Source organism: Gordonia sp. McavH-238-E (assembly GCF_022348225.1).
Lineage (GTDB): Bacteria > Actinomycetota > Actinomycetes > Mycobacteriales > Mycobacteriaceae > Gordonia > Gordonia terrae.
Genome location: NZ_JAKRFE010000004.1, coordinates 202922 through 222222 on the forward strand (window position 1 = coordinate 202922; position 19301 = coordinate 222222).

At 68.5% G+C, this 19301-nt stretch carries 18 protein-coding genes; 9 read left to right on the forward strand and 9 right to left on the reverse strand.

Annotated features, from left to right (window positions below; all coding sequences use genetic code 11):
- Positions 1–6 precede the first annotated feature (6 nt).
- From MHN80_RS07280 to MHN80_RS25680, 3 genes are all read left to right on the forward strand, one after another.
- The gene (locus MHN80_RS07280) at positions 7–1413 is read left to right on the forward strand and encodes a class II fumarate hydratase (RefSeq protein WP_239400579.1); all 1407 of its coding nucleotides are present in this window, start codon (positions 7–9) and stop codon (positions 1411–1413) included.
- A 5-nt stretch (positions 1414–1418) separates the two neighbouring features.
- Positions 1419–2108, forward strand: a complete 690-nt coding sequence (locus MHN80_RS07285) for a PIG-L deacetylase family protein (protein WP_239400581.1) — start codon at positions 1419–1421, stop codon at positions 2106–2108.
- A 198-nt stretch (positions 2109–2306) separates the two neighbouring features.
- The gene (locus MHN80_RS25680; RefSeq protein ID WP_255220170.1) at positions 2307–2429 is read left to right on the forward strand and encodes a hypothetical protein; all 123 of its coding nucleotides are present in this window, start codon (positions 2307–2309) and stop codon (positions 2427–2429) included.
- On the opposite strand, the gene MHN80_RS07290 is transcribed toward MHN80_RS25680, so the two are convergent.
- Positions 2415–4136: a GAF domain-containing sensor histidine kinase gene (locus MHN80_RS07290; protein WP_239400583.1), complete on the reverse strand. Its 1722-nt coding sequence runs from the start codon at positions 4134–4136 to the stop codon at positions 2415–2417. The two genes, MHN80_RS25680 and MHN80_RS07290, sit on opposite strands and share 15 nt — an antisense overlap.
- Before the next feature lie 160 nt (positions 4137–4296).
- Between MHN80_RS07290 and MHN80_RS07295 the strand changes: the two genes are divergently transcribed.
- Both MHN80_RS07295 and MHN80_RS07300 read left to right on the forward strand, forming a co-directional pair.
- Entirely contained in the window at positions 4297–4944 is a 648-nt protein-coding gene (locus MHN80_RS07295; RefSeq protein WP_239400585.1) for a response regulator transcription factor, read from the forward strand.
- Positions 4945–5080: 136 nt separating this feature from the next.
- Positions 5081–5980 carry a universal stress protein gene (locus tag MHN80_RS07300; RefSeq protein WP_239400587.1) on the forward strand — a complete coding sequence of 300 codons (900 nt, stop codon included), beginning with the start codon at positions 5081–5083 and terminating at the stop codon, positions 5978–5980.
- 380 nt (positions 5981–6360) lie between these two features.
- On the opposite strand, the gene MHN80_RS07305 is transcribed toward MHN80_RS07300, so the two are convergent.
- From MHN80_RS07305 to MHN80_RS07325, 5 genes are all read right to left on the reverse strand, one after another.
- The gene (locus tag MHN80_RS07305; RefSeq protein WP_101819146.1) at positions 6361–7326 is read right to left on the reverse strand and encodes a L,D-transpeptidase; all 966 of its coding nucleotides are present in this window, start codon (positions 7324–7326) and stop codon (positions 6361–6363) included.
- A 553-nt stretch (positions 7327–7879) separates the two neighbouring features.
- Positions 7880–9172: a PhoH family protein gene (locus tag MHN80_RS07310; protein WP_004019356.1), complete on the reverse strand. Its 1293-nt coding sequence runs from the start codon at positions 9170–9172 to the stop codon at positions 7880–7882.
- 356 nt (positions 9173–9528) lie between these two features.
- A complete protein-coding gene (locus MHN80_RS07315; protein WP_239400589.1) occupies positions 9529–10395 on the reverse strand; it encodes an acyl-ACP desaturase in 867 nt (288 codons plus the stop codon).
- A 43-nt stretch (positions 10396–10438) separates the two neighbouring features.
- The gene (gene glyA / locus MHN80_RS07320; protein WP_101819148.1) at positions 10439–11746 is read right to left on the reverse strand and encodes a serine hydroxymethyltransferase; all 1308 of its coding nucleotides are present in this window, start codon (positions 11744–11746) and stop codon (positions 10439–10441) included.
- Between the two features lie 190 nt (positions 11747–11936).
- A complete protein-coding gene (locus tag MHN80_RS07325; RefSeq protein ID WP_239400591.1) occupies positions 11937–13178 on the reverse strand; it encodes a DUF2268 domain-containing protein in 1242 nt (413 codons plus the stop codon).
- Between the two features lie 97 nt (positions 13179–13275).
- Between MHN80_RS07325 and coaA the strand changes: the two genes are divergently transcribed.
- Positions 13276–14217, forward strand: coding sequence for a type I pantothenate kinase (gene coaA / locus MHN80_RS07330; RefSeq protein ID WP_004019361.1), 942 nt, complete (start codon positions 13276–13278; stop codon positions 14215–14217).
- On the opposite strand, the gene MHN80_RS07335 is transcribed toward coaA, so the two are convergent.
- The gene (locus MHN80_RS07335) at positions 14189–14668 is read right to left on the reverse strand and encodes a carboxymuconolactone decarboxylase family protein (RefSeq protein WP_239400801.1); all 480 of its coding nucleotides are present in this window, start codon (positions 14666–14668) and stop codon (positions 14189–14191) included. The two genes, coaA and MHN80_RS07335, sit on opposite strands and share 29 nt — an antisense overlap.
- A 26-nt stretch (positions 14669–14694) precedes the next feature.
- Positions 14695–15492: an SDR family oxidoreductase gene (locus MHN80_RS07340; protein ID WP_239400593.1), complete on the reverse strand. Its 798-nt coding sequence runs from the start codon at positions 15490–15492 to the stop codon at positions 14695–14697.
- Between the two features lie 82 nt (positions 15493–15574).
- On the opposite strand from MHN80_RS07340, the gene MHN80_RS07345 reads away from it, so the two are divergent.
- On the forward strand, positions 15575–17041 hold the full coding sequence (locus tag MHN80_RS07345) for a PLP-dependent aminotransferase family protein (RefSeq protein WP_239400595.1): 1467 nt from the start codon (positions 15575–15577) through the stop codon (positions 17039–17041).
- 27 nt (positions 17042–17068) lie between these two features.
- Here the strand turns inward: MHN80_RS07345 and MHN80_RS07350 are convergent, their stop codons facing one another.
- The gene (locus MHN80_RS07350; protein WP_004019366.1) at positions 17069–17851 is read right to left on the reverse strand and encodes an isoprenyl transferase; all 783 of its coding nucleotides are present in this window, start codon (positions 17849–17851) and stop codon (positions 17069–17071) included.
- Positions 17852–18006: 155 nt separating this feature from the next.
- Here MHN80_RS07350 and MHN80_RS07355 point away from each other — a divergent pair, with 155 nt between their 5' ends.
- Together MHN80_RS07355 and MHN80_RS07360 are read left to right on the forward strand one after the other, a co-directional pair.
- Complete coding sequence (locus MHN80_RS07355) at positions 18007–18675, forward strand: hemolysin III family protein (protein WP_239400597.1); 669 nt, start codon at positions 18007–18009, stop codon at positions 18673–18675.
- A 59-nt stretch (positions 18676–18734) separates the two neighbouring features.
- Complete coding sequence (locus tag MHN80_RS07360; RefSeq protein WP_239400599.1) at positions 18735–19286, forward strand: hypothetical protein; 552 nt, start codon at positions 18735–18737, stop codon at positions 19284–19286.
- Positions 19287–19301: the final 15 nt, after the last annotated feature.

Here is a 19301-nt window from a genome sequence, read left to right on the forward strand (position 1 = left end):
TCACCGATGACCGAGGCAGACGAGCAGTACCGCATCGAGCACGACACCATGGGCGAGGTCCGGGTGCCCGTCGACGCCCTGTGGCGGGCCCAGACGCAGCGCGCGGTCGAGAACTTCCCGATCAGCGGACGCCCGCTCGAGCGCACGCAGATCCGCGCGATGGGACTGCTGAAGGCGGCCTGCGCCACGGTCAACTCCGACCTCGGCCTCCTCGACACAGAGAAGGCCGAGGCGATCGTCGCCGCGGCGACCGAGATCGCCGACGGTCTCCACGACGACCAGTTCCCGATCGATGTGTTCCAGACCGGTTCGGGCACCAGCTCGAACATGAACACCAACGAGGTCATCGCGTCGATCGCGAAGTCACGCGGCGTGGACGTCCACCCCAACGACCATGTCAACATGTCCCAGTCGTCGAACGACACGTTCCCGACGGCGACGCACGTCGCCGCGACCGAAGCTGCCGTCACCGATCTGATCCCGGCGCTCGAGCACCTGCAGAAGGCGCTGGGCGACAAGGCAACCGAGTGGCGTGAGGTCGTCAAGAGCGGTCGCACGCACCTGATGGACGCCGTACCGGTGACGCTCGGTCAGGAGTTCGGCGGCTACGCGCGCCAGGTCGAGGCGGGTATCGAGCGGATCACTGCGACTCTCCCCCGCGTCGGGGAACTGCCCATCGGCGGCACCGCCGTCGGTACCGGCCTCAATGCGCCGGCCGGTTTCGGCACCAAGGTCGTCGCCGAACTCGTGCGGCTGACCGGCGTCGAGTCCCTCACCCTCGCGAAGGACAACTTCGAGGCCCAGGCGGCCCGCGACGGGCTCGTCGAACTCTCCGGTCAACTGAAGACGATCGCGGTGTCACTCACCAAGATCGCCAACGACGTCCGCTGGATGGGCTCGGGTCCACTCACCGGACTCGGTGAGATCCTGCTCCCGGACTTGCAGCCGGGCAGCTCCATCATGCCGGGCAAGGTCAATCCCGTTCTGCCCGAAGCGGTCACACAGGTCGCGGCGCAGGTCATCGGGAACGACGCCGCGGTCACCTGGGGCGGCGGCAACGGAGCGTTCGAGCTCAACGTCTACATCCCGATGATGGCGCGCAACGTCCTCGAATCGGAGAAGCTGCTCGCGAACGTCGCGCGGCTGTTCGCCGACCGGTGCATCGCCGGATTGCGGGCCAACACCGAGCGGCTGCGCACGCTCGCGGAGAGTTCGCCCTCGATCGTCACCCCGCTCAACAGCGCCATCGGGTACGAGGAGGCGGCAGCCGTGGCCAAGCAGGCCCTCAAGGAGGGCAAGACGATCCGGGAGACCGTCCTCGACCGCGGCCTGGTCGGCGAGAAACTGACCGAGGACGAGCTCGACGCCCGCCTCGACGTGCTGAAGATGGCCAATCTCGACCGGGAGCGCTGAGAACCGTGGCGGCGCAACTGCTTCCCTTCCCCACCGACTGGCAGACCGCGCTCGTGCTCGTCGCCCACCCGGATGATCCCGAATACGGGATGGCGGCGGCCGTCGCCCGGTGGACCGGCGAGGGTCGACGCGTGGTGTACGCGCTGGCCTCAAGCGGCGAGCGGGGCATCGAGGGTCTGGCACCGGCCGAATGCGGCCCGCTGCGGGAAGCCGAGCAGCGCGCGTCGGCGTCGATCGTCGGCGTCGACGAGGTCGAGTTCTGGGGCTTTCCGGACAGCGACATCCGCAATGTCCCCGAGTTGCGGGCCAAGATCGCCGAGACCGTCGACCGCGTCCGCCCGCAGGTCATCGTGTCGCTGTTCGGCGGCCCCGAATGGGCGCCGGGGATGCCGAACCAGCGTGACCACATGGAGTTCGCGGCGGCGGTGCTCGACACCTACGACGCCCTGGAGTCGCCACCGTTGTGGTTGTTCGAGAACGGCCCGGCGGCGACGCACGTCGTCGAGGTCGAGGATCAGATCGACACGGCCGTGCACGCTCTGGCCGCGCACGACCGATACCTCTCGGTCCTCGACCCGGACACTCCCGTGCTCGATCAGGCGCGGACACAGATCGAGATGGCGACGGCGCCGCGGGACGACGACCCCCGCGGCCACGTGGCCGGCTTCGAGCTGAAGCGAGGCCGTCGGAGCTGACGTCCGCTTGGTCCTTGGCCCTCCCGTCGGTGACCTTCGGCCCCTCCCGCCGGGTGCGCCACCGGTGGATGGTGTGGGGGTCCGTTTCTCCGCACACCGTCGGAGCCAGCCTCTCCCAGGGGGACCGTCATCACCTTCACGGCCGTTCTCGTCGTTCTGTTCGCCGCCTTCGTCGCTTGCGCGATCATCGGGTTGTCGGTGTGGCTGCTGGTGCTCTTCGGCGTGCTGACCGGGCTGCACTCCCTGGCCTGGCTGACCGAGCGGACATCGGCCTGGCGGCTGCCCGCCGAGACCGACCCGTCCCCGCTAGAGCTGCGCTGACCACCGCAGCGCGAGACCACCGCCGTCCGGCGGAGTGGTCAGCGTGAACTCGCCGCCGACCTTCTCCGCGCGGAGTGCGAGATTGCGCAGGCCGCTGGGGGTCACGTCCGACGGCAGGCCGATACCGTCGTCGATGACCTCGACCACGAGTTCGTCGGCGACCGCGATCGACACCGTCACCGTCGTCGCCCGGGCGTGCTTGACGACGTTGCTGACCGCCTCGCGCGTCACGGCGACGACGTGCTCGGCCAGCGGCGGCTCGACCACCGACAACGGACCCGAGGTCCGGACATGCATCTGTATCGGCAGATCGTCGATCTGCTGGTCGATGACCTCTTGCACACGCTGCCGCAGACGGGTCACCGTCATGTCCTCGGCCTGCAGATCGAAGATGGTCGTCCGGACCTCCTGGACGATGTCCTGCAGGTTGTTGATGGAGCGGGTGAGTCGCGAGCGGATGTCGGGTGAATGGGTGCGCTGCAGTGTTGCCTGCAGGCTGAGTCCCTCGGCGAAGATCCGCTGGATCACGTGATCGTGTAGATCGCGGGCGATGCGTTCCCGATCTTCGAGGACCCGCATCTGGTGGGTCTGCATCGTCGCGGTGGCCAGCTGCAGTGCCAGTGCGGCCTGGTCGGCGAAGTCCGCGCTGAGGCCGAGGAGATCCCGCGCGAACGGTTCTCGTCCGTCGGCCCGCATCGCGATCAGCACGCCTCTGGTGAAATCCGCCGTGCGCAGCGGGGCGGCCATGACCGGCCCGTAGCGCGTCGAATCGCCGACGTCGTATTCCAGGTGGTTCCGGAGTACCGGGGTCCGCTGGACGAACGCGGTTCCCGACGTCGACCCGGTGATGGGGATGCTCTGCCCGCGGAACACGTGCCCGTCGGCTCCTTCGGCCACCGTGATGACGAGTTCGTCGATCAGTTCGACGGGCTCCTCGGTGTCGTGGGGTTCGGCGATGAAGACGAGGTCGGCATCGGCGAGGTTCAGCACCTTCCGTGCGATCTGTTCGAGGACATCCTGATGGTCTGCGCCGGTCAGCAATTCGGTCATCACGTCGCGGTTGGCCTCGATCCAGGCCAGCTGATTCTGTGCCTGCTCGTAGAGCCGGGCGTTGTCGATCGCGATCCCGGCCGCCGAGGCCAGCGCCTGGATCACCACCTCGTCGTCCTCGGTGAACACACCGCCGTTCTTCTTCTCGGTCAGGTAGAGATTGCCGAAGATCTCGTCCCGAACCCGGATCGGGGTGCCGAGGAAACTCGTCATCGGCGGATGATTGGCGGGGAATCCCACCGATTCGGGGTGCTCGGACAGGTCGGACAGTCGCAGGAGTTCGGGCTGATCGATGAGCTGGCCGAGGACGCCGCCCCCGGTGGGCAGGTTGCCGATCAGCACGCGGGTGTCGTCGTCGATGCCCTGCGAGAGGAATGCGGACAGGTGGTGGCCGCTGCCGAGCACACCGAGCGCGCCGTACTCGGCGTCGACCAGCCGGATCGCCGACGCGACGATCGATTCGAGTGTGGTTTCCAGGTCGAGCCCGGAGCTGACGACGAGCATCGCCTGGAGAAGCCCGTCGGTCTGATCGCGCACGTCGGCGATCTGACCGATCCGGTCGGAGACCTCGTCGAGCAACTCGCGCAAACGCATCTGCGACAGCGCTTTCTGCAATTCGAGCGATCTCGGGTCCAGTTCCGAGAATTCGGAAACCATATTCGGATCATAGTCAGAGACCACAGCGACCGCCGCGCTTCCCCTCGAACGATGTTTCGGTTCCCGGTATCGGGGAAATCGTTTGTTCGGCATGCGCACATTCGCCGATTTCGCTCACCACGCCGTACACTTTTCGAGTCCGGTGCCGGAAGGAGACGGCATGATCAGGGTTTTCCTGGTCGACGACCACGAAATCGTCCGCCGGGGTCTTGTCGAACTCCTCGACTCCGTAGCCGACGTGGAGGTGGTCGGCGAAGCCGCGTCCGTCGCGCAGGCGCTGGCGCGGATTCCCGCGGTGTCGCCGGACGTCGCCGTACTCGATGTCCGGCTGCCCGACGGCAACGGCATCGAGCTGTGCCGCGACCTGCTGAGCAGGGTGGACGGCCTCCGCTGTCTCATGCTGACCTCGCTGACCGACGACGAGGCGATGATGGACGCCATCCTGGCCGGGGCCAGCGGCTATGTCATCAAGGACATCACCGGTATGGAGCTGGCACGGGCCATCACGGAGGTCGGCGCCGGTCGATCGCTGCTCGACAACCGCGCCGCCGCGGCCCTGATGGACCGATTACGCGCGCGACAGGACGCCGCGAAGCCCGTGGACGACGGTCTCAGCGAACAGGACCGCACACTGCTCGCCCTCCTCGGAGAGGGTCTGACGAACCGTCAGATCGCCGCTCGCATGCATCTCGCGGAGAAAACCGTCAAGAACTACGTCTCGCGACTCCTCAGCCGGCTCGGGATGGAACGGCGCACGCAGGCGGCCGTGTACGCGGCCAAGGCCGCGAACCGCGATCGACGACGCTGAGCCCTCCCCGACAGGGTCCTCGGTCCCCACGGTGGGGGATCTTCGTCGCATGCGCGCCGTGACGCGGGGTCGTGTACTGGAAGGCACGGACCCCACGGGGGTCACCGGTGTGCGGCCTGCAGAGGGGGCAACCGCGTTGACTGCGTCCACGATCGTCGGGATCGACGGTTCGGCCACCGCCCGCACGGCGGCGTGCTGGGCGGCACGCGATGCCCGGTTGCACGATTCACCGCTCCAGCTCGTGTCCGCGGCCTGCCCGTCGGCCGGCCTCGTCGCCGAGAGCCCGCAGGCCCTCGAGCCACTGCGGAGGCGCGCCGAGCGGGCGCTGTCGGACTCGCGCCGGGCGATCGCGGAGTCGGGTCAGACGACCGCTCAGATCGACTGGATCACCAGCCGGATCGAGTGCGCACCGCCCATACCCACTCTGCTCGACGCATCGTCGGCGGCGCGGATGCTGGTCGTCGGCAACCGAGGTCATCGCGCAGCCGACCGCGTTCCGCTGGGATCGGTCGCGGTTGCACTCGCCGAACACTGCCGGAGTCCGTTGACCGTGGTCCGTGACCCGGGTCCGGTCGTTCGTGAATCGTTGTCGGCTGCGGTCGTGGTCGGCGTGGACGGGTCGCGCGCGAGTCGCCGGGCCGCGACCGCCGCCTTCGCCGAGGCAGCGGTCCGCGGTGTCGCCCTCACGGTTGTCCACGCCTGGAGCGACTCGGACGGGTCCGACCGTGATCCGACGACACTGTCACCCGAGCACGACCTGATCGCCTGGCGGAACCTGCGCACCCGGGTTGCGACGGGCTGGCTCGACGACGAACTCCGTTCGCTGCTCGCAGACCACCCGACGGTCCGGGTTCGGCGCTCCGTCGTTCGGGATCGTCCAGCGCGAGCACTTCTCGATCACGCACAGGCCGCGCAGCTGGTGGTGGTCGGCGCCCGCGGGCGCGGCGGCTTCGACCACATGCTGCTGGGTTCGACCGCCCGCGCTGTCCTGCAGGGAGCCCGATGCCCGGTCATGGTCCTCCCGTCCGGTCGATGAGCCGGTGCCGGCGACGTCGATCGAACGATGTGTCATTGGACCCTTGAGATCTACATCACATATGCTGAGACTGAAATGGTCGCTCGTCCTGATGTGGGAGGGCTATCGGACGACCGCGACCCGATGCCTCACCGAACGACAGAAGGTCCACCGAGATGACAGTTGTTTCCGCACCTGTGGAAACCGAGGGGTCTCCCTTCGACCGGAACTGCGACAGCTGCGGACGCAGCTTCACCGTCCGCATTCGCCTCCGTCGGTCTGATCTGGATGACCTCGCCCGGGTCAACGGCTGGCACATCGGCACCGACACCACATGGTGCCCGGGGTGCCGATGCGCCCGGATGAGCCTCTCGACGTCCTAGTCCGGATGCGGCTCGCCGTCAGCCCGCCTGACCGGCGAGTCCGAACAACGAGGGAACCACACCGACCAGCTGGGAGAGCAGTCCGGTCAGGACATCGGCACCCGGGACACCCGACGTGGCGGGCGGTGTCGTCCCCGGAGGCGTCGTGCCCGGAGCGGTTTGAGGGGTTGCTCCGGGCGCTTCGCCGGCCGGTGCCCCCTGATTGACCCCGATGGTGATCTTCGGGTTCTTCGCCGGATCGAGCCACACAAGGATCTGCTTCATCAGTTCACGCTCGATCGCGACACAGCCCATGGTCGGTTGACCGTTGGTGACGTGGAGGAACATCGCCGAGGCCCGGCCCGGGGTGCGCTGCGGGTTGTGCGCGATGTTGACCGCATAGTCGTAGACCGGCCCGGAGTTGTACAGGTTCTCACTGTCCCCGCCCGGGCTCTGCGGCTGCCGCACGTGCGTGTTGTAGGTCGGCGACTTCATGTTCGAGTCCCACCAGTCCTGCTGGTCGACCTTGAGGTAGGGCATCTTGGTACCGGGGTTCGCCGCGCGGCCGAACGCCTGGTCGAGCGCGAAAGTGCCCTCCGGCGTCCGGTGGACGTTGTCCTTCGGCTCCCCCATGCCCAGCGATCCGAGCGATGCCTTCGTCGGGCCGATGACCGGTTTCCACCCACCGTCGGCGCCCTTGTCGAACGCCGTCAGGGTGGCGGTGGTGTCGGACGCCTTCGGCGCCGTGACGACGATCATCTGGCTGGTCGCCCCGCCCGTTCCGGGTGCGTCGGCGCCATCGGCCGATCCGGTCCCCGCCAACTGGTCGAGGATGCCGTCGAGCAGCGGAATCTCCGATCCGGGCGTCGCGCCGGGACCCGGCGTCGTGGAGGTCTCCGGCGTCGTCGTCCCGGGTGTAGTTGTCTCTGGGGCGGCGAGCGACTGGCCGGCACCGCCGACAGTCGCGGCCAGCACCGCGATCACCAGTAGTCCCAACAGTCTCATTTGCCTCATCAGTAACTTCTGCACCACACCAGTGTGACAGTGCGCAAGAGTCGATGAGTCACGTCCTGGTCACGGTGCGGTTCGGATCGGGTGTCGGCCGGTACCCCTCAGACCACTCGCGCGCCGCCCGTGAAATGCGGTTCTCGATAGAAAAACTGTGAATTGTCATGATTTGCGATGCAGGACAACTCGTGATTCCCAGAAACCATTCTGGTCTATTTATCGAAATAGCCAGGATCGTGTTTGCGCGTTTGTTATTAAATCATTACTGTCGCAAACGACGTCGCCTCGAGAAGGCGTTCGTCACACCGGATAGCCAGTCGATCAAAGGAAGAACAAATGACATCCTTGGAGAACGTCGAACTGCTCACCGCCATCGTCGACCTGTTGAATGCGCTGGGCGACTTCACCCCGATCGAACCGCCGACCGCCTGATCCGACACCGAAGGCCGCGTCGACTCCCGCCCCTCGGGAAGTCGACGCGGCCTTCGCGTTACGGGCCGAACCTGTTGTGTGGCCGAAGATCACGCACCCCGGGCCGATGAGCCGCCGACTACGGTGCGAACTCCTCGAGCATCTCGGTCACCAGTGCGGCGATCGGCGAACGCTCGCTGCGGGTGAGCGTGATGTGTGCGAAGAGCGGGTGCCCCTTGAGCTTCTCGATGACTGCGGCCACACCGTCGTGACGGCCCACCCGGAGGTTGTCGCGCTGGGCGACGTCGTGCGTCAGCACCACCCGCGACCCCGAACCCAACCGGGAGAGAACGGTGAGCAACACGTTGCGTTCCAGCGACTGCGCCTCGTCGACGATGACGAACGAGTCGTGCAGTGAACGTCCACGGATGTGCGTCAGCGGCAGCACCTCCAGCATCCCGCGGCTGAGAACCTCGTCGATGACCTCCGGTGACGCGAGTCCTTCGAGGGTGTCGAACACCGCCTGCGCCCACGGACCCATCTTGTCCGACTCACTACCGGGCAGGTAGCCCAATTGCTGCCCACCGACCGCGTACAGCGGACGGAACACGACAACCTTGCGCTGCGTGCGCTTCTCCAGGACGGCTTCGAGTCCCGCGCAGAGCGCCAACGCCGATTTGCCGGTGCCCGCCTTGCCGCCGAGCGACACGATCCCGACGCTGTCGTCGAGGAGCAGATCGAGCGCGACCCGCTGCTCGGCCGACCGTCCGTGGAGTCCGAAGGCCTCACGGTCGCCACGTACCAACTGCACCCGCTTGTCGGCATTCACCCGGCCCAACGCACTCGACGTGGCGCTGAGCAATCGGATTCCGGTGTGGCACGGGAGCTCCCGGGCCTCGTCGATGTCCACGACGCCCTCGGCGAACAGCGTGTTGATCGCGGCGGTCTCGACGTCGAGTTCGGTCATGCCCGACCACCCCGACACGACGACGTCCTGGGCGTGGTACTCGTCGGCGGCCAGCCCCACCGCGCCGGCCTTCACACGCAGCGGCGTGTCCTTGGACACCAGGGTCACGTCCTTGCCCTCGGCGCGCAGGTTCAGGGCACACGCGAGGATGCGGGAGTCGTTGGAGTCGGTACGGAATCCGGCGGGCAGAACCGCGGGGTCGGTGTGGTTGAGCTCCACCTGGAGGGTGCCGCCGTCATCGCCGATCTCGAGCGGCAGGTCGAGCCGACCGTGTTCGAGTCGCATGTCGTCGAGCATGCGCAACGCCTCACGTGCGAACCAGCCGAGTTCGTGGTGGTGACGTTTGCCCTCGAGTTCGCTGATGACCACCAGTGGCAGTACGACGTGGTGTTCGGCGAAGCGCATGACCGCCCAGGGGTCGGACAGCAGCACGGAGGTATCGAGGACGTAGGTGCGTGTGGTCACGTGGGGCTCCTACATTCGTGCGGCACCCGCACAAACCGGTGTTGGTCGACCGGCGGTCCAATTGTCCGCTGTCCCGGCGTCAGCCGGGGTGGACGAGGACCGGGGCCGGCCCCCTCGCGTTGTTCGCACAAACCACGAATTGAACCTCCCGAACGAACCGCTTCCCCGCGGTCCGTCACTCGCCAACGTACGCGCGAAAACCTCAGGCGGCGCGCCGGAATCGGGTGTGTCGGCGTGAATTGTGGGTAAACCGCCGTATCGTGAGGAGCGGAGACGCAACACGGCGCCACCAGGACTTTTGTCGTCCCGGTGGCGCCGTGTTCATGTCCGCGATGCCGTCGCGGTGGGCCGAGGAGTCAGCGGCCGGCGCGCGCGAGGATGCGGGTGCGCGCGGCCTCCGCCTCCGTGCCGAGTCCCGAGACGGTGTCGAGCTTGACCGCGTCGGCCAGTGCCGCGGCGATGGCCGCCTTCACGTCGTCGTCCTCGTAGTCGGCGATGAGAGCGCGCTCGGCGTCGAAATCGGCGATGTCGTGGCCGATGGGTTCGTCGAGGGCCAGCGCGCTGTCGATGGCGAGGACGGTGGCGTCCTGGTCGGCGATGATCCCGGCGTTGAGGAACGCGCCGAAGGTGGTTGCCTGCCCCTGGTCGTCATTGGCGATCTTCGTCAGGATCTCGACGAGTGTCTCGTCGCCGGCAACCGCCGTCAGGCGCTTGATGAAGTGCACGCACTGGTTCTCGTGCACGGCCATCAGCGCGAGTACGTCGAGCGGGCCGAGCGGGTCGACCTGCTCCGGGATCTGCCGGTAACCCTGCGTGACGTGGATGCGGCGACGCTCCTCGGCGTCCACCGGATCGATGGCGCGCCGGACGACGAGGTAGTCGCGCAGCACGATGGCGTGCCGGTTGTCCTCGGCGGTCCACACGCCCACGAGCTGCCGCCAGTCGGAGAACGCCGGGAAGTGCTTGGCCAGCACCCGGTGATACGACGGCAGGTTGTCCTTGGTCAGCAGGAGCGCGAGGAGCCCGGCGCGTGCCTCGTCGGACAGGAAGGCCTCCGACGGATCGAAGTCCGAACCGCCGAGGAACCCGAAGTTGCGTCCGTCGTCCCACGGCACCCAGTCGTGCGGATTCCAGGGGCTCGCAGCCGACTGGTGGTCTTCCGCGATCTCGGGAAGAGCCTTCTCGAGTGCGATGATCAGGTCGTCTTCAGTGAGGGCGTTCATCGGTGAAAGGATACTGACGCGATGCCCGGCCGGGCAATCGAGGTCAGATCCGGCTCATGAGGCCCCACTCCTCGAGACCTTCGTAGAGCGGGAAGTCGAGCGCGAGCTTGGACACGCGCCCGCGCAGGGCCGTGACGTCGGCGGACTCACCGGCGGCGAGCGCGGTCGCGATGATGTCGGCGACCTCGGTGAACTGCTCGTCGCCGAAGCCGCGCGTGGCCAGCGCGGGAGTACCGATACGCAAGCCCGAGGTGACCATGGGCGGACGCGGATCGAAGGGCACCGCGTTGCGGTTGACGGTGATACCGACCTGGTGGAGCAGGTCCTCGGCCTGCTGGCCGTCGAGCGCGCTGTCGCGCAGGTCGACCAGGACGAGGTGGACGTCGGTACCACCGGTGAGCACCGAGACCCCGGCCTTGGCGACGTCGGAGCCAGTGAGTCGCTCGGCGAGAGCCCGGGCACCGGACAGGGTGCGGCGCTGGCGCTCGGCGAATTCCTCGGTGGCGGCGATCTTCAGGGCGACGGCCTTGCCCGCGATGGCATGCATGAGCGGACCGCCCTGCTGCCCGGGGAAGACCGCGGAGTTCAGCTTCTTGGCCCACTCCTGCTTGGCCAGGATGATTCCCGAACGAGGACCGCCGAGCGTCTTGTGCACGGTCGAGGACACGACGTCGGCGTGCGGCACCGGTGACGGGTGGAGTCCGGCGGCGACGAGGCCGGCGAAGTGCGCCATGTCGACCCAGAGGTGGGCGCCGACCTCGTCGGCGATGGACCGGAACGCCTCGAAGTCGAGCGTCCGGGGGTACGCCGACCAGCCGGCCACGATGACCTTCGGCTTCACGTCGAGGGCGATCTTGCGCACCTCGTCCATGTCGATGCGGAAATCCTCTTTGCTGACGCCGTAGAAGGCGTTCTCGTAGAGCTTGCCGGAGAAGTTCAGGCGCATGCCGTGGGTGAGGTGACCGCCGTGGGCGAGGTCGAGACCGAGCATGGTCTCCCCCGGCTCCATGAGCGCCTGCAGCACCGCGGCGTTGGCCTGGGCACCCGAGTGCGGCTGCACGTTCGCGAAGTCGGCGCCGAACAGTTCCTTCGCACGGTTGCGTGCGATGTCCTCGACGACGTCGACGTACTCGCAGCCGCCGTAGTAGCGGCGTCCCGGATATCCCTCGGCGTACTTGTTGGTGAGCACGCTGCCCTGCGCCTGCAGGACCGCGCGCGGCACGAAGTTCTCCGAGGCGATCATCTCGAGGGTGTCGCGCTGGCGGCTGAGTTCGCCGTTCATGGCGGCGGCGACATCGGGGTCGAGCTCGGCCAGGGACATCGAGTTCACGGATGACGGGTTCGCGGTCATGCCCCGATTCTAGGTACCCGGCGCCGGGAGCGAAGCGAGCGGGCCGACTCGACCAGGCGCCGGGAGCGAAGCGAGCGGGCCGACTCGACCAGGCGCCGGGAGCGAAGCGAGCGGGCCGAGTGACTACTCGAGTTCGCGCCGCAGACTCCCCGCCCGCTCCCTGAGGAGTCCCGGAGCCTGCGGAGGGACGTCACGAAGGGTGTGCCAGTTCCCGCCGCAGACTCGCCGGGATGAGTGGCTCGTCGAGCAGGCGTCCGAAGGCGGCGGCGCGGTCGTCAGCGGTGTCGAGCCACTGCCCGAGCAACCGATAACCCTCGACGTAGGTGCTGATGTACGCGCGCCACAGCGGTGAGGTGAGGAAGCGCAGCATCTGCCGGGCCCGTTCCTCGGGAGCGAGGAGCCAGCGGCGGAGGTGTTCGGCGACCGTGTCGGCGTCGGCATGGCGGTCGTGCAGCATGAGTGCGGCGTCCTGCCGGACGGACAGGAGCCCGGCCGTGGCACGTCCGACGCGCATGGCGCGCTCGGCGTCGAAGCGGAGGCCGAGGTCGGCGTAGATCTCCTGCGCCCACGCGCCCCAGTCGGTGCCGGCGATCGCGGCGAGGGCGTGATCGGCGAGGCCCTCGGCCATCAGGCACTGCGGCGTGTTGACCAGGAAGATCGACTGCTCGTCGTGTCCGGCGCCGAGGAGGAGTTGCTCCTTGCGGCAGTGTTCGGTGTGGTGCCCGGGGTAGGCCTCGTGCGCGATGAGGGCCGGCAGGGAGGCCATGTACTGCGTGAGGTCGGCGTTGATGGCCACGCGCGAGCGGTAATCCCCGAGGTAGTAGTTGAACCCCGACCACGGCTTGTCGGTGACGACCTCGAACTCGACGATCTCGTTGTCCGGCAACGGGTATGTCGATCGAACCCGTTCGCGGAGGGCGCCGCTGAACGCGCGGACGCATTCGTCCACCCGCTCCGGCGGGACCTCGTCGGCACGCCGGTGCGCGGCATAGGCGCTGCGGAGTTCCTCGCCGGTGGCGCCCGGGACGCCGAGCGCCTCCGCGAGCTCGGAATGTGCCTGGCGGTAGCGGTCCGGGTCGGCCATCTCGATGTCGACGTCGAAGTAGGCCCGGACCTCGTCGACGAACCCGACGTCGTCGCCGGCGAACTTCCGGGCCGAGCACTCCAGCGCGCGAAGGTGCGCACCGACGAATTCGGCGCGCGCCGCATCGAGTGCACCGGGCAGGTCGTCGAGCAGACCGCGCGCACGTTCGGCGAGCCGGACGGGATCGGGAACGGACCCGTTCTCGACCTCCGCTTGCAGTGCGGGATCGCCGGTGTAGGCGTCGACGAAGCCCCGTTCGAGGCGATCGAAGGCGAGTCCGAGTCGGAGGTATTCGGTCACCAGCGGGTTTCGGGCGCGGGTGGCGTCGGCGACGGGCGAGGACGGCATATCGGCAGGCTACCGATCGGGGCCGTCACACGTCGCCCTAAGCTGTACGCATGATCACTCCGGGAGCGGCGGATCCGACATCGGCGGAGCTGCCCTGATGGCCCGCAACGCCACCGATCGGGATCCGAGTCTGTACCTGGAGCTCGACCGGAGGCAGTGGCGTGAACTGCGTGAGTCCATGCCCCTGGTCCTCAACGAGGACGAACTGGCCGAGCTCGTCGGCCTCGGTGAGCAGATCGACCTGGACGAGGTGGCCGACGTCTATCTGCCCCTGTCACGTCTGATCCACCTGCAAGTCGCTGCGCGGCAACGGTTGTTCGCGGCGACCTCCACCTTCCTCGGCGAGCGACAGACAAATCGTCAGGTGCCCTTCGTCATCGGGATCGCCGGCAGCGTCGCGGTCGGGAAGTCGACGACCGCACGCGTTCTCGCCGCCCTGCTCGCCCGCTGGGAGTCGCATCCGAAGGTCGACCTGGTCACCACCGACGGATTCCTGCTCCGCACCGCCGAGATGCAGCGCCGGGGCATACTGCACCGCAAGGGGTTCCCCGAGTCCTACGATCGCCGGGCGCTGCTCCGCTTCGTCACCGAGGTGAAGTCGGGTGCGCGCGAGGTCGCCGCGCCCGTGTACTCCCACCTCGCCTATGACATCGTGCCCGACGTCTATCACTATGTGCGCCAGCCCGACATCCTCATCCTCGAGGGCCTCAACGTGCTGCAGACCGGCGAGACGCTGATGGTGTCGGACCTCTTCGACTTCTCCATCTATGTCGACGCCAAGATCGACGACATCGAGTCCTGGTACATCTCGCGTTTCCTGCAGATGCGGACGACGTCGTTCGCCAACCCGGACTCGCACTTCCACGCGTACGCGTCGCTGACCGACAACCAGGCGACGGCCGCGGCACGGGATCTGTGGACCTCGATCAACCGCCCGAACCTGATCGAGAACATCCTGCCCACCCGGCCGCGGGCGTCACTGGTGTTGCGCAAGGACTACGACCACTCGATCAACCGGGTGCGCCTGCGGAAGCTCTGACCGATGATGCGGCTCGGCGTTCGTCGAGTCCGGCCGGGTAGCCGCCGGCGAGTGCGATGCGGTTCCAGGCGTTGATCATCACGATCGAGGCGACCAGCTGACCCATCTCGGTGGCGTCGAAATGCGCGCGCACCGAATCGAACACGTCGTCGGGTACGCCGTTCTCCCCGATCCGCGTGACGCTCTCGGTGAGGGCGAGCGCGGCCCGCTCGGCCGGCGTGAACGCCGGGCCGGCCTCGCGCCACGCGGCGATCAGCATCAGTTTGTGCGGATCGATGTCCTTGGCCAGGGCGTCGGAGGTGTGCATGTGCAGACAGTATGCACACCCGTTCAGCTGCGACACGCGGATCACGATGAGTTCGGCGATCACCGGGTCGACGCCGGCCGACGCCGCCCGCTGCAGTGCGACCAGAGCCTTGTAGACCGATGGATTGTCCTGCGGTATCCACATTCTCGTCGGCGGCCGGGTGTCGGCGCTCACCGCCGGTCCCCCGCCCCGGCGCGCTCGCGACCGGCCAGCCACCCGTCGAGCGTCGTCGTGGTGACCACATCCGGATGGGCGGGCACCAGCCCGCCGCCCCGGATCGCCGGCCCGCCGAACCGCACGCCCAGTACCCAGCGCGGCGAGCCGGTCTGCGCGGCAACCGCTTTCGCGACATCGACCAGGTCCATGGTGACCGGTCCGCTCACCTCGACCTTCCGCCTGCCCGACGGACCCCGCTTTTCGGCCGGATTCGCCGTCGCCTCGTCGGCGACCGCCACCGCCACGTCGGCCACAGCTGCCGGCGCACACCGCATCCGGGGCACCGCGGCGATCGGGCCGAATCGCATCGTGGACATCATCTGCTCGGCGAGTTCGAACCACTGCACCGAGGCGACGATGGTGAGCGCGGCGGGGTCCACGACCTTCGCATAGGCGGCTTCCTGCGCCGCCTTCCCTTGGTAATAACCGAATTTGGCATTCACCGCGGGATCGTCGGCATTGGCGATCGACACCACGACGACGTGTGCGACGCCCGCGGAGGTGGCGGCGCGCCCGATGTGGGTCGCCGTGGTCTCGAAGAAGTCGATCGCGGCCGCGGCCTTCAACGTCTGGAGACTGAGGCAGTCGACGACGGCGTCGGCTCCGTCGAACGCCGCCGCCAGACCGCTTCCGGTGTAGGCGTCGACGCCGCTCGCGCGGTGGGCACGCACCACCTCGTGCCCGCGCTCGACGAGCAGGTCGGCGACCCGACTGCCCAGCGCGCCGCTGGCTCCCACGATCACGATCTTCATCTCGTTCCTCCTCAAGGACGGACAACTGGATGTTCTGGGTTTAGGCTAGGCCGCGATTAGCTCAAGAAAGTGGTCCAATCCGATGGCAGAAAAACGGGTCAATTCGACGCTCCCCGATCCGTGGGCCGAAGTCGCCGAGCGGCTCGGCGCGGACCTCTTCCTGGACCTGCAGCCCGATCCCGCCGCCGGTGCCCGCGGACGGGGCGCCACCCGGCGCCGGGCCCTCACCGAGGCCCTGCGCTCGGCGATCCTCGAGAATCGCCTACCCGCGGGAACCGCCCTGCCGCCCTACCGTTCCCTCGCCGCGGACCTCGGCCTGGCGCGCGGCACCGTGTCGGCGGTGTACTCCGAGCTCATCGCGGAGGGTTGGCTGACCGCTCGGCAGGGATCGGCCACCCGGGTCGCCGACGGCGCCGCACGTCCACCGGCGGTCGACGATCCCGGCGCCTCCACCGTTGTGCCCGCACTCCGCCACGACTTCTCGCTCGGACGGCCGTGTGCCGGCATGTTCCCCCGCAACGACTGGATCCGCGCCACCCGTCGCGCCCTCACCGACACCTCGGACGAGGCCTTCGGCCCGGCTCATCCCCGCGGTCGCACCGAGCTGCGGAGCGCGCTCACCGGTTACCTGGCCCGCACACGGGGGGTCCGCATCGGCCCGGACCAGATCATCCTCGGCACCTCGGTCCTCTCGGCACTGGAGCTGTTGGCGCGCACGGTGATCGACGGCGTCATCGCGGTGGAGAGCCACGGACTGCCGTTCCACCGGCACGCCTTGGAGCGCGGCGGGGCCCGGGTCGTGCCGGTGCGGATCGACTCCGACGGCATGGTGATCGACGAGCTCGAACACACCGGCGCGGCCGCGGTGCTGCTGACCCCCAGCCACCAGTTCCCCACCGGTGTCGCCCTCTCCCCGGCCCGGCGCATGCAGGTCGTCGACTGGGCGCGACGGACCGGCGCGGTCATCGTCGAAGACGACTACGACGGCGAGTTCCGCTACGACCGCGAACCCGTCGGCGCCCTGCAGGCCCTCGGACCCGACGTCGTCATCCACACCGGTTCGCTGAGCAAGAGCCTGTCGCCGGCCGTCCGCGCCGGGTGGCTGGCCGCTCCCGCACATCTGGTCGAACCGATCCTGGGCGGCAAGGGATTCCGCGAAGCCGACGCAAGTATCGTCGATCAGCTGACGCTGGCCGAGCTGATCGGCTCGGGCGCCTACGACCGGCACATCCGCCGCAGCCGTCAGGCCTACCGCACCCGGCGTGACGCGCTGGTGACAGCCCTGGCCGGCGTGGGTCTGGAAGTGCCCGGCGTCGCCGCGGGCCTGCACGCGCTCATCCCGGTCGCGCACGCCGAAGAAGGGGCGATAGTACATCGGGCCTACGAACGTGGGGTCGCGGTGACCGGGCAGTCCCTGTTCCGGCATCCCGACGCCGATCCGCTCCCCACCGGCGGGATAGGTGTCGGCTTCGGGACTCCCGCGGCGTCGACCTTCAGCAGCGATCTCCGCGCGCTGACCGGGTTGCTGGCCGACTCCATCGCACACTGACCCCGGTACGGGTCGACACCGGAGGGGCTACTTGCCGAACCGCCGACTCCGCGCGGAATAGTCGCGCAGGGCGCGCAAGAAGTCCACCCGGCGGAACTCCGGCCAATAGGCGTCGGTGAACCAGATCTCCGAATAGGCGCTCTGCCACAACAGGAATCCCGACAACCGCTGCTCTCCGGACGTACGGATCACGAGGTCTGGGTCGGGCTGACCCTTGGTGTAGAGGTTGGCATCGATCGCCTCCACGGTCACCGCGTCCACCATCTCGGTCGCAGTCGCCCCGGCGGCCACCTTTTCCTCGAGCAACGCGCGAACCGCGTCCACGATCTCCTGCCGTCCGCCGTACCCGACAGCGACATTGACGTTCATCCCGCGCCGTTCGGCGGTCCGGTCGGCGGCCGCCCGCAATCGCCCGGCCACCGGCTCGGGCAGTGAGTCCAGGGTGCCGACGATGCGGATGCGCCACTCACCGTCGGGCGAGGAGATCTCGTCGACGATGTCCGGCACGATCTCGAGGAGCGCGTCCAGCTCGTCGGAGGATCGGTTGAGGTTCTCGGTCGAGAGCAAATAGATGGTGACGGCCTCGATACCCAGCCCGGCACACCAGCCGAGCATGTCCGCGATCCGCTGTGCGCCCACCCGGTGTCCGTGGCTGACGTCCTCGAAACCCGCTTCGCGCGCCCACCTCCGGTTGCCGTCGCAGATGATCGCGACATGCCGCGGCAGGCGCTCGGTGTCGAGGAGCTGGATGAGCCGGCGTTCGTAGACCGAGAGGACGGGGCGTCGAAGCCGATCCGGCAGCAGCTTCATCGTCGGATCGTTCCGGCGTCGTCTCGGCCTCGTGTCACGCAGGACACCTTACGCGCCGAGACGCATCTCGCCGGCCACCGGCGGTGCGGCCCTGCGTGCCGGTGCGGAGCCGCCGACGTGCCGCCGATGCGTCAAGTTACGGTACCGTAGGTTCGGTGAGCACGTTGCTGAACCAACCGGTCGACGTCCGCCCACGCCTGCGCGGAGTCATCCACCACTACTCGGCCTACGTGGCAGCGGTCGCCGGCCTCGCCCTGGTCACCGGCGCGGCCACGGTCGGCGATCCCGTCGCCGTCGTGCCGTGCGCCGTCTATGCGGTCACCGTGCTCGGACTCTTCGCGATCAGTGCGGGCTACCACCGGATCCCGTGGAAGACCGCACGTGCCCGGACCCGCATGAAGCGCGCCGATCACGCGATGATCTTCCTGTTCATCGCCGGCACGTACACACCGTTCTGCGCGCTGGGCCTGCCCTCACCGACCAGCTGGTGGGTACTCGGCATCGTCTGGGCGGGCGCCGCGGCCGGTGCGACCCTCAAGATCGCGTGGCCCGGCGCGCCGCGCTGGCTCGGGGTGAGCCTCTATATCGTGCTCGGCTGGGTGATCGTGGCCGTCGCCCCGGCACTCGTGAGCGAGACCGGCGTGCTCGTCATGGTGCTGCTGGCGCTCGGAGGCGTCTTCTACAGTGTCGGCGGCATCCTCTACGCGGCGCGCTGGCCCGATCCATGGCCGGACACCTTCGGCCATCACGAGGTGTTCCACGCCTGCACCGCGATCGCGGCCCTGTTGCACTACGTCGCCGCGTGGCTCCTCGTGCTGGGCTGACCTGCCTTTTCGGTGACCGCCCGCAGTCGGGGCGAGATCACCGCCGCTATGCTCCTTGCGTGAACCCGGACATGCGCGCCCTCCACCGCCTCCGCGGTGGGGTCGTCGGCGCGCTGTCGGCGAGTACGGCGGTGGCCGCACACGGACTCGCGGCCGGTTCCCTGCCCGCCACGACGTCACTCGTGATCATGACCGCCGCCTGTACCGCGCTCGGCTGGGCGATCGGCGCGATGTCCCGGCGACGTCCGGGGTTTGTCGCCACGATGGGGCTCCTCGCCGCCGGGCAACTGCTCGCGCATATCTCCCTCACCGCGCTCGACGCCTCGTCGGGCCACCACGCCGCCGCGGCGGCGCTCACGCACGCCCCCAGCCAGTCGATGCTGCTGGTGCACGGGGTCGCGACACTGCTGACCGCGGCCGCGATCCGGGTCGCCGAGCCGGCGCTCCTGTGCGTCCTGACCGCAATCGTCGCGCTCATCCGGGCCGTTCTCGATCCGCCCGCCGACGATGTCACCGGGCTCGTCCCCCGCCCGACACACGACGACGCGCGGCCCCGTCTGCGCGCCATCGCCGCCCTCGACACCCGCGGACCGCCCGCCCTCACGCGCTGATCCATTCCTCCGCCG

Coding starts and splice junctions, on each gene's coding strand:
- MHN80_RS07280 (WP_239400579.1), top strand. CDS start 7: ATGACCGAGGCAGACGAGCAGTACCGCATCGAGCACGACACCATGGGC.
- MHN80_RS07290 (WP_239400583.1), bottom strand. CDS start 4,136: ATGGTTTCCGAATTCTCGGAACTGGACCCGAGATCGCTCGAATTGCAG.
- MHN80_RS07295 (WP_239400585.1), top strand. CDS start 4,297: ATGATCAGGGTTTTCCTGGTCGACGACCACGAAATCGTCCGCCGGGGT.
- MHN80_RS07305 (WP_101819146.1), bottom strand. CDS start 7,326: ATGAGACTGTTGGGACTACTGGTGATCGCGGTGCTGGCCGCGACTGTC.
- MHN80_RS07315 (WP_239400589.1), bottom strand. CDS start 10,395: ATGAACGCCCTCACTGAAGACGACCTGATCATCGCACTCGAGAAGGCT.
- glyA (WP_101819148.1), bottom strand. CDS start 11,746: ATGACCGCGAACCCGTCATCCGTGAACTCGATGTCCCTGGCCGAGCTC.
- MHN80_RS07325 (WP_239400591.1), bottom strand. CDS start 13,178: ATGCCGTCCTCGCCCGTCGCCGACGCCACCCGCGCCCGAAACCCGCTG.
- coaA (WP_004019361.1), top strand. CDS start 13,276: ATGGCCCGCAACGCCACCGATCGGGATCCGAGTCTGTACCTGGAGCTC.
- MHN80_RS07335 (WP_239400801.1), bottom strand. CDS start 14,668: ATGTGGATACCGCAGGACAATCCATCGGTCTACAAGGCTCTGGTCGCA.
- MHN80_RS07340 (WP_239400593.1), bottom strand. CDS start 15,492: ATGAAGATCGTGATCGTGGGAGCCAGCGGCGCGCTGGGCAGTCGGGTC.
- MHN80_RS07345 (WP_239400595.1), top strand. CDS start 15,575: ATGGCAGAAAAACGGGTCAATTCGACGCTCCCCGATCCGTGGGCCGAA.
- MHN80_RS07350 (WP_004019366.1), bottom strand. CDS start 17,851: ATGAAGCTGCTGCCGGATCGGCTTCGACGCCCCGTCCTCTCGGTCTAC.